We start from the raw sequence: 8,525 nt of genomic DNA on the forward strand, positions 1-8,525 counted from the left end.
ATAGCACGCGACATCGCGACGATCTCTGCCGTTGGCGTGCGCACCTGTCTCGCCGTCACAGCGCTACCGGTGCAAACGCACGACGCCGTGATCGAAATCCATCATTCGCCACCCAGCATGGTGGCCAATCAGATGTGTGCCGCGCTACAGGCCAACGACGTAGCCACAATCAAGATCGGCATGCTGGCGACTGCCAAGATCATTGTTGCCGTTGCCGCAGTGCTGCGCAAATTTCCGCAAGTGCCGGCAGTACTCGACCCTGTGCTGGCCTCCACCTCAGGCCGCGCACTTCTGGAAGCAGGCGCTATCGCTGCCATGAAGCGCGATTTGATGCCGCTTTGCTGCATTGTCACGCCCAACCTTCCTGAACTGGCGCTCCTTACTGGTTCCGAACCGGCTTCGGATGAGGACGGTGCGCTCCAACAAGGACAAAGACTGCAGGCCGTCGGCCCTCAGGCCCTGCTGATCAAGGGTGGGCACGCGTCGGGTCCCCGATCGGCCGATATTCTGTTACGCTCCGATCATGAACCCATCCACTTCGACACGCCGCGCCTTGCTATATCGATGCGCGGAACAGGTTGCATGCTGGCCAGCGCGATTGCGGCGCATCTGGCGAAGGCGAAGTCGCTCGAAGATAGCGTGCGCGAAGGCAAGCTGTTTGTGTTCGAGAAGCTTCAGAAATGCCGGCTGAATAATCACAACGTTCTGCGTCCAGCCAAGCAGACCCATTTTCCAGAATTTTTCCAGTAGCGAGACTGGAGGGCTACTGCTTCTCTATGCCATCCTTACAACGCGTTGAGTTCCACTGTGCCGTCCAGAATTATCTGTCGTTGTCCAGAATTAAGCCGGGCTTAGAACTGAAACGAACCCGCCGAAAGGTACGAGCGGCCCTCACTCGATAAGGGTTACCAAACCTATTCCTGTGGGCTACCAATCCGCGTGGTGGGTGGCCTTAGGTTACCAATCAGTGTGGCGTCCGGAATTATCTGCCTCTCTCCGGAATTAAGCCGAGATTAGAAGATCGGTGCGGTATTGCGCCCGGTCAAACCGTGTCGATTTGCGGCGTAGCCGACGTGTCTCACGCTTGGCGGCGTCGCACGCTGGTCCCGATTGTCGCCCGAATATCTGCCTACCGGCGACAGTGAATGCGCCAAGCTAGACCTTCGTCGATAGGGCGGCTCCGGTTTACCAATCCTGTCGTCCTAGGTTGACCAATCCGTTGTCGACCGTGAGCGGGTTTACCAATAAGGGCGGCTATATTCTGCGCAAACCCAATCACCTGATGCCAATCCAGAATTAATCGTCATTAAGGGCATTGGTAAACTCAGTCTGAAACCCCACCCTTAGCCAGAAAACTCTCCTGTTTTCAATCGCATAGCCCGCCCGCCAGCAACCGATAATTCGGGACCGGTAAACCCGTGAAAGGCCCAATAATTCCGGACGTCACACCAGTCTGCCCTTTTATGCGACTTTTCGAGCACAGACCGGGAACATCTGACCGTTTCCATTCATCGCCCAAGGCCGGTTTAGCGCTGGAAAAGCCAAAGTGCGGGAGTAAGAATGGCCGCAACGGGGCCGGAAGCCGTCGGTCAGCTTTCGGGGAGTGATCCCGGTAAGTTCGCAACTCATTCGCTTCTTTTCTGCAGTCCCCGCCATTACGAGTTGGCGGTGTCGGTCGCCGAGGGGATCAACGCCATTACTGCGGCTAGTTCGGCCCTCCGGACGAGGAATGGCATGCGCGTCGTCCCATAGTGCTTGGCAAGATGGAAGCGGTGCATGCCTCCTACGATGTGAACTTGGCCTTGGTACTCGCCGAGCAAAGGCGGTGTGACACCGCGGCCATGCAGCCATCGGTAGGCGATCCCACAGCTCTTGCTCTTGTAACGTTGATGCCAAGGACCCTTGTCCCTGCTGGCGGCGTAGGTAAGCCTGCCGCCAACGTCAGTGACATCAGCGTCGATAAGAATGAAATCCGTCGAAGCGTGGTCGCTGGGATCATCGCCGTCGAACGCGAGATAGAAGTTTGCAGGATCGCAGTCCCATATCGCAGTCAGTGCAACCGGAATGTTCTTTCTTCCTTTGCACCAGATGTCGACCTTGCGTTTCTCCTGAGCGCGGGCGACCTCGAAGGCTTCGTCTAGTTTTCCTTCCGCGACATCCATGGCTGTGATGACGTTCAAGCCAAGGGCCGTCAGACGGTTGATCTCGTCCACGTTCGCCATGCCTTCTCCTCTGGCAGCAGATTATTATCCACCGTTGGAAGATGCGGCGGCAATCCAAGCCTGAGGCACGAGGGCCTGTCCACGCCATTCCTCAATCAACTTGACTCCGGGAAGCTTGCCCCAGACGTCCTCATCTGCATGATCCAGCACGATGATCTGGAGGCGACCTTTCGCGGCCATGACCTCAGCGCCTAGGAGCGCAAAGACCTTCCTGACGGCGACCACGTCCTGATCCCTCCACGCGATGAGGTCGGGGCCCTCGTCGCCCGCCGCCCGCTTAGGAAAATAGACTTGGCTAGGTTGGTCGAAGATCAGCTGACCAGGGACTGGGTGATGAGGTTCGGCCAGGAAGTAGTGCTGCAGCGCAAGCATTAGTGCGACGTGATACGCGAGCCAATTGGCGCCGCTGCCAATCTCCCACAGGTAGTCCTCACGCGTTCCCCTAGTCACCTTGACGGTCAGGTCTTCAATCAACAGCCTAATCGGGGCCTCGGGCCACTCCGCGTCAAGCTGCGGAATCAGCCGATTGGCATGATGGGAGACTTGGTGCAACGCGTTGAATAGCTTGCGCTGGATGTCGGCCTCGGAGATCGTCTTTTGCAGCGTTGCAATATCGGCCTGCAGCGAGGTGAGTTCCTGCCGCAAATCCGACGACTGGTCGGCGCGGTCGTAGACGTGCAACGCCTGCTCCAATCGACCGAGGAAGCGCTCAAGCCTATCGAAGCGATTGGCCTCGTCTCGGGCGACGTCAGAGTCCCGTTCCAGCACCGCTATCTCGCTACGGACATCGTTCAACTCAGATAGGACCGCTTCAGCGGCGCCGCGCTGGCGCAGGATTTCCTTGTCAAGCGTGTTAGACATCGCAGGGTGGGTCCGCAGTCGGATCTCCAGACCGCCGAGGTTGTCGCAAAGGGCCAAGACCTTCTCGCGGCCGCCGTCCCCGAGTGCGACCAACGGATCGGCGAACTCGTCGGCCAAGTCCCTCAGCCACGTGGAAAGGTCCAAGCGGTCACGTTGGATGCGCATGGCGTCGCCGTACGCCTCGCTGCTCTCCACCAGACGGCGCAGTTCGTTCAGGCGCTGACGATGCTCGGTAAGTCGCGCGGCGATTTCAGTTTCCGACGCACGAAGGGTTTCCAGACGCGTCAGCACCACATCGATGCCGGCCAGGCTTGGTCGAGCAAGACTTGAGTTGCTGTTCGACACGCGCCGAAGCAGGTCAACAACGTCACTCCAGTCCTTCGGCACTTCAGTGGAGGAATCGACTAGGCCAAGTTCGACTGCCTGACGCAGCCACGCCTCCGCCTCCGCCCGCCAAGCGCCAGTTGCCGACACGATCGCGCGTAGCTCAGCCTCCTTCCGGCGGAGGTTGCGCTGGAGCCGATCGATCTCAAACCGCGCCTGGAGAATCTTTGCCGTGACCGCGCCCAGAACGTACGGGAAGATGGTCTTTAGCTTCTCCCGGTGTTCCGTCGTATCGGCCTTGAAAAACATCACGTCGGGATTGGCGATCACGTTCTGAGGTTGGAACGTGAAGGCCATGAGGTCGCGGAAGCTTGGCCTTTGCTTGAATCCATTCTCTGTACCTGGTTCGAAGTCGAGGTCAGTCAGTCCTGCCAGGCGGTTCATCGCGCGCTTGACCGTGTCGACATTGGTGGTCTTGTCGGTGATCGTCTCCGGAATTTCGACCTGTGCGCCCTCCAGCAGCACCATGTCGCCTGTGCTCTGTTGGTCCCCCGGTTCGCGTCGCGCCAAGAGCTTTTCGCCCTCCAGCGTCTCGATCAGAATGCCGAACCAGCTGCAGTTCTCGCGGATTACGCCCACCGGAATCGCGCATTTCTCCGAGCCCAGACAGTAATCAACAATAGGGATAACGGCGGACTTCCCGGTCTTCGACGCGCCGCTGATGACGTTGACGACACCGGGCTCGAACTTGACGACCCGCGGCGCTGCACCATTGCGGGGCCAAAGGATCAGTTTTCGAAGCTGGAAATACATCTAGAACTCCACCCGTAACAGGTTGGCCACCTGCGCGGTCCCCAGGTTCGAAAACCAGAAACCCAATTTCTCCGAGGCAGGTCCGAGGTGCTTGACGCGCTCTGGAAGGACGAGCCTCCTCGGTTTCGGTTCTGGTACGTTTGCTCTTAAAGTAGCATCCTTGTAATCCACGGACAGCAGCCGCCCGCTCACACCGACAGCGGCCGATTGCAATGTCAGAGTACGCAGCAGCAGCGCTCGCTCGTGGACGGCGAGGAGTTGTTCCCGTTCCTTCCCGAGCTTGGCCGCGAAGAGCGCCAGTCCAGAGGGTCGGTTTGTCGAAGTCACGATTTCGAGCGTTGCGCGATGCAGGACGATTGGCAGCACGAGAAACGCCAAGGCGAACGGCGCTGGACGTTCGTCCTCAGCCTGGAAACCTTGGCCAAATTGCCACAATGCGAAAGCCCCAAGTCCTGGATTCTGGACAAGGGCGAGGTCGCTGAGCGGTAGGTGCGATCGGCCAGCCTCAATCAAGTCGCTGGCTCCAAAAGAGTCTGGTAGTCGGGATGCCAGCCGAGGCGCAGGCCGTGGGCAAGGGCGTTGAATGATCCGTGGACGAAATGACCGGGGACGACTCGACCATCGAGTGGAGGCTGCAACTGCGCGCAGCGCCTGTAAACTATTCTACCACGAACCGTTGCGGGGTGTCCGGCCTGTATGTCGTGCACCTCTGCACTGACGTGCTCATAGCGACCGACAAGATCATCGTCCCAGTCACTTAGGTTCTTCTCAAAGATTAGCCCGCTTTCGCCCCAGATCGAGATGTCGGCGAGCGTCCTAAGGTAATCGCTAACAGCCCGGACGCACGCTTCGTCTCCCACCTCGATCAGCTCGAGTTGGCGGACGAAGGCGGGACGGTCGGCGATCAATTGTTCGATGGCCTCGACAGGCGGTTGCTTGGTGAAAGACGACAGCAGCCCTGGAAGGTTGTTCTTCTGAACAAATGCTCTTTGCTCGGCCTGAAACGCGTCCACGTCCAAGATGGCGGGCTTGCCAGCTCTAATCAGCCTGTCCGCCGCCTCCTTCGCAGCGCCGATCGCGCGTTCGCACACTAGGTCGATGATGAGCGGAGAGACCGTCGGCTTGAAGATCGCGCGTATCGGATCGACGGGATCTGCATCGACGCTGATAACGGCGAGATTCTTGACCAAGGCGGCGCAATGAGCCGCATCAGCGTTCAGGAAAGCTTGGACGTCGGCGTCGCATGCCGGTGCAGCTTTCAGCTTGCTGTGGGCTTTGGCGAGGTTAGCGACCAGCGCCTCCACGTCGGCATCTGTTTTCGCGTCGTTCAGCGCGATCGCGAAGGCACCCGCCTTCACCGGTGTGACATATAGCCGGAAATGGCTGGTCGCCGGGTCGATCTCTCCCGCCGCCATGAAGCTGAGCCAGTTGGCCAGAGACTTCCACAGGTCCGCAGCCCAGTCGGATATCGGATTTTGCTTCAGTGCGCTCTTGCTTTGCTCAAGAACGACTTCGCCGCCGACCAGGTGAACCGCCACATCGTCTAAATGTTCAAGAGAGACCAAGGCGCCGCTAGGCGCGTTGAGCAGGTGAAAGCAAAGGCGTACAGGTTGAAGCGCATAGCCGAGGTATTGGCCAGCGGCGCTGTGTTTTCCCGTTTGCGTCTTCGCGTTCATTGCCCATCCCGTTCTCCCGAGTCGCACCGGAAGAAGCCAGTAACGATATTGGTATAGTTCGCCGTTGTTTACAATTGGCGCCCCGGCGATAGGACGGCTAGGCGCGATACAATTGCTGTTTAGGGCCAGCTCTCGAAGTCCAGATTCGGCAGGACAATGAATTTGCAGGACGTCCATTATGGGCACATCGGGGCCGTCTATGGCTCGGGCGATATGTCCGCTTTTGGACGAACGCGAAGTTTGCCGGAACGTCTGACTTTGGGCGCATACTTGCCGTCAAATTCGGCGTCCTTCACTGGTTCGTTCACGTATTCCGGAGAAAATTACTGTGCGAGTTGATGGATCCTCGTTCCCGGTACGACAGCCTCAGCTATTTCACATAGATGCTTATGGTGCGTCAGGTAGATGACCTGACCTGTGTTTGCCATCGCTCCGAACAGCCTGAAAACCTCCTCCGAGCGAATATGGTCGAACGTCTCCATGATGTCGTCGGCGACGAATGGGACCGAGGGCCGAAATTGCGCGAACTCGTAATAACCGGCGAGTCTTAGGGCAAGGTACAGCTGAAATCGTGCACCCTTTGAAAGCGCTTCGGTGACCTTGGATTGCCCGTCACCCTGCACAGCAATGAGAACCTCACCACCTCTTACAGGCTGGGTTGTCAGCCCCGAATACTGGCCACGCGTCATTAGCTTGAACGCGTCTGATGCGCGCGCCATCATGCCGGAGCGATGGCTCTCACGGTAGATCCGCAAAGCATTGCCAGCCGACATGATGCCAAGCTTCAGCTCTATGTAGCGAACGGCCTTCTCCTCGATTTCCAGCAGGGTTGTGCGCCGTTCAGCATCCAGGCGTGCAACCGCACTATCACCGCCGATGGCGTCCAGCTTGTCGGCCGCGCGCGTCTGCCGGATCAGCTGTTGCTGGATGGTTTCATCGAACAGGCGAAGCCGCTGCTCACCCTCAGCCTTCTCGACCGCGAGGCCGTCGAAATCGATCGCGTCCAGGATCGAGCGGGCCTGCTCGAATCCGTCGACCGCGAGCTCCGCCACTATCCGTTCCTCAAGTTCGGCGACGGTGGTGCGCAAGCCATCGCGCTCACGCAACAGCTCATCGCGTTCGACTACCTCGGGCAGAGTGGCGACACCAAAGACGCCCAGCACCTCGTTCTTGCGGCGTTCGTGTGCCAAAATCTCAGTGTCGAGGATGTCGCGCGCCTCCTTGAGGCGCTTCAGGTCGTTGCCGAGGCTTGCCTTCGTTTCACGTGTCCGCTCGGCACGCTCTAGGCGCTCGGCAAGGCGGATGGCCAACTGCTCCGGGTCGGTATCCTTCGTCGGCTCGTCGGCTTCAACCGCAACGGCGATGACCTCGACCAGAAAATTGGCCCTGTCGGCCTCCATCTTGTCGATACGCAGCTGCAGGTCGTCCCGTTCCTGCAGGCTTCTTGAAAGTTCGGCCAATTGATCGAGCACAGTGCCGACGCCGGATGCGGAGAGCCCGCTTTCGAGCCAAGTTCCCTTGAGTGCTTCGGTAATGCCGGCCAGCCATTCCTCCTCGCGACGCTCCGCCACACCTACTGCAACCCGTCGTGCCGCTAGATCCTCTTCTTTGGAGCTCACCATTCTGAGCGCCTCGGCATACTCGGCGTCCACCTTGCGCTGCCGATCCAGAAACGGCTCCGCGATGGCCATGATTGCTTCGAGGGTGTCGTTGGACTCTGATACAATGCCGACGCTTCCCAGCACTGCTCTCATTTCCAAGCGTATCTGCTCGCCGGCGTCAGCGGCTCGCTCGGCCTTCAAGCGAGCAAGTTCGATCTGCTCCCAGGCAGCGAGCGCATCGCTGCGCGCCTCGATCTGATCCTCGATCCTTTCGATCAGGCGCTCAGACGAAGGTTCCACGGCGTCTCCGAGCAGGTCCCTGGCGGCCGCGCGGATTTCCAACAATTGGGTATCCACATCCTTGCCGAGCTGTGTGCGTTGGATGCCGTTGCGTGACAGGTTGGCCGCGGCCTCGGCCAGCTCGCGCGTAGTTGCCCGGATCTCAGCCAGATCCGCCGCGCCGGCCAGCCGGCCTGCGCTGGCAATGTCATCGCGCGCCAATGCCACGGCGAAGTCGTCAGCGGTGTCACCGGTCAGCGCTGCGCGGTGCGTTGCCCACGCATCATCGCGAACTCGGCGGATGGCGGTAGCCGCTTCATCGTCGACAATGTCGCCCGAGGCACGAAGGGCATCCAATCGTGCGGCGAGCATGGCATGGTTGCCCTCGTATTCAGCAAGGCGTTCGGCAAGTACGGCGGTGTTCCTTGCCAGTTCTGACGCTACCGTCTTCCAGGCGGCAATCTGCCCGGCGCTCGGAACCGCGACGTTGGCGAGAGCGAGGGCATCTCCGTTCCATGGACGCAAGCGCGCGAGCGCCGCCTTCCATCGGATTGTTCCCGCATCTTCCGCCTCGCGAGCCGTCCTAATCTCTGCCTGGTGTCCGCTTGCTCGCGCTTTCGACAAAGCCGAGCCCAGCCTTGCCCTGGCAGGTTCGGGCACCGCCCTTTCCTCGCCGACCCGCTGCCTTGCCACCTGCAGCGCATCGAGTGCCGCCGCGGCTTCGTCGCGAGCGGCACGCATCCCGGTAG

General features: G+C 59.6%; 6 protein-coding genes. 1 reads left to right on the forward strand and 5 read right to left on the reverse strand.

Features of this window, described 5'->3' with window-relative positions; all coding sequences use genetic code 11:
- A partial coding sequence (locus EOA22_RS16870) for a hydroxymethylpyrimidine/phosphomethylpyrimidine kinase (RefSeq protein ID WP_164755563.1) occupies positions 1-750 on the forward strand: 750 nt, incomplete at its 5' end.
- Between the two features lie 905 nt (positions 751-1,655).
- On the opposite strand, the gene EOA22_RS16875 is transcribed toward EOA22_RS16870, so the two are convergent.
- The 5 genes from EOA22_RS16875 to EOA22_RS16895 form a co-directional block, all read right to left on the reverse strand.
- Complete coding sequence (locus EOA22_RS16875; protein ID WP_063169418.1) at positions 1,656-2,222, reverse strand: hypothetical protein; 567 nt, start codon at positions 2,220-2,222, stop codon at positions 1,656-1,658.
- Positions 2,223-2,246: 24 nt separating this feature from the next.
- The gene (locus EOA22_RS16880) at positions 2,247-4,220 is read right to left on the reverse strand and encodes a DUF3732 domain-containing protein (protein ID WP_063169419.1); all 1,974 of its coding nucleotides are present in this window, start codon (positions 4,218-4,220) and stop codon (positions 2,247-2,249) included.
- A complete protein-coding gene (locus tag EOA22_RS16885) occupies positions 4,221-4,733 on the reverse strand; it encodes a three component ABC system middle component (RefSeq protein ID WP_063169420.1) in 513 nt (170 codons plus the stop codon).
- The gene (locus EOA22_RS16890; RefSeq protein WP_063169421.1) at positions 4,730-5,896 is read right to left on the reverse strand and encodes an ABC-three component system protein; all 1,167 of its coding nucleotides are present in this window, start codon (positions 5,894-5,896) and stop codon (positions 4,730-4,732) included. Before EOA22_RS16890 ends, EOA22_RS16885 begins: the two co-directional genes overlap by 4 nt.
- A 323-nt stretch (positions 5,897-6,219) precedes the next feature.
- On the reverse strand, positions 6,220-8,525 hold a 2,306-nt coding region (locus EOA22_RS16895; protein WP_127390097.1), incomplete at its 5' end, for a hypothetical protein.

The organism is Mesorhizobium sp. M7A.F.Ca.US.014.04.1.1 (assembly GCF_003998745.1).
Taxonomy (GTDB): Bacteria; Pseudomonadota; Alphaproteobacteria; order Rhizobiales; family Rhizobiaceae; genus Mesorhizobium; species Mesorhizobium ciceri.

Excerpts from the sequence above, each read along its gene's own strand:
- EOA22_RS16875 (WP_063169418.1), bottom strand. The coding sequence starts at position 2,222 with ATGGCGAACGTGGACGAGATCAACCGTCTGACGGCCCTTGGCTTGAAC.
- EOA22_RS16880 (WP_063169419.1), bottom strand. The coding sequence starts at position 4,220 with ATGTATTTCCAGCTTCGAAAACTGATCCTTTGGCCCCGCAATGGTGCA.
- EOA22_RS16890 (WP_063169421.1), bottom strand. The coding sequence starts at position 5,896 with ATGAACGCGAAGACGCAAACGGGAAAACACAGCGCCGCTGGCCAATAC.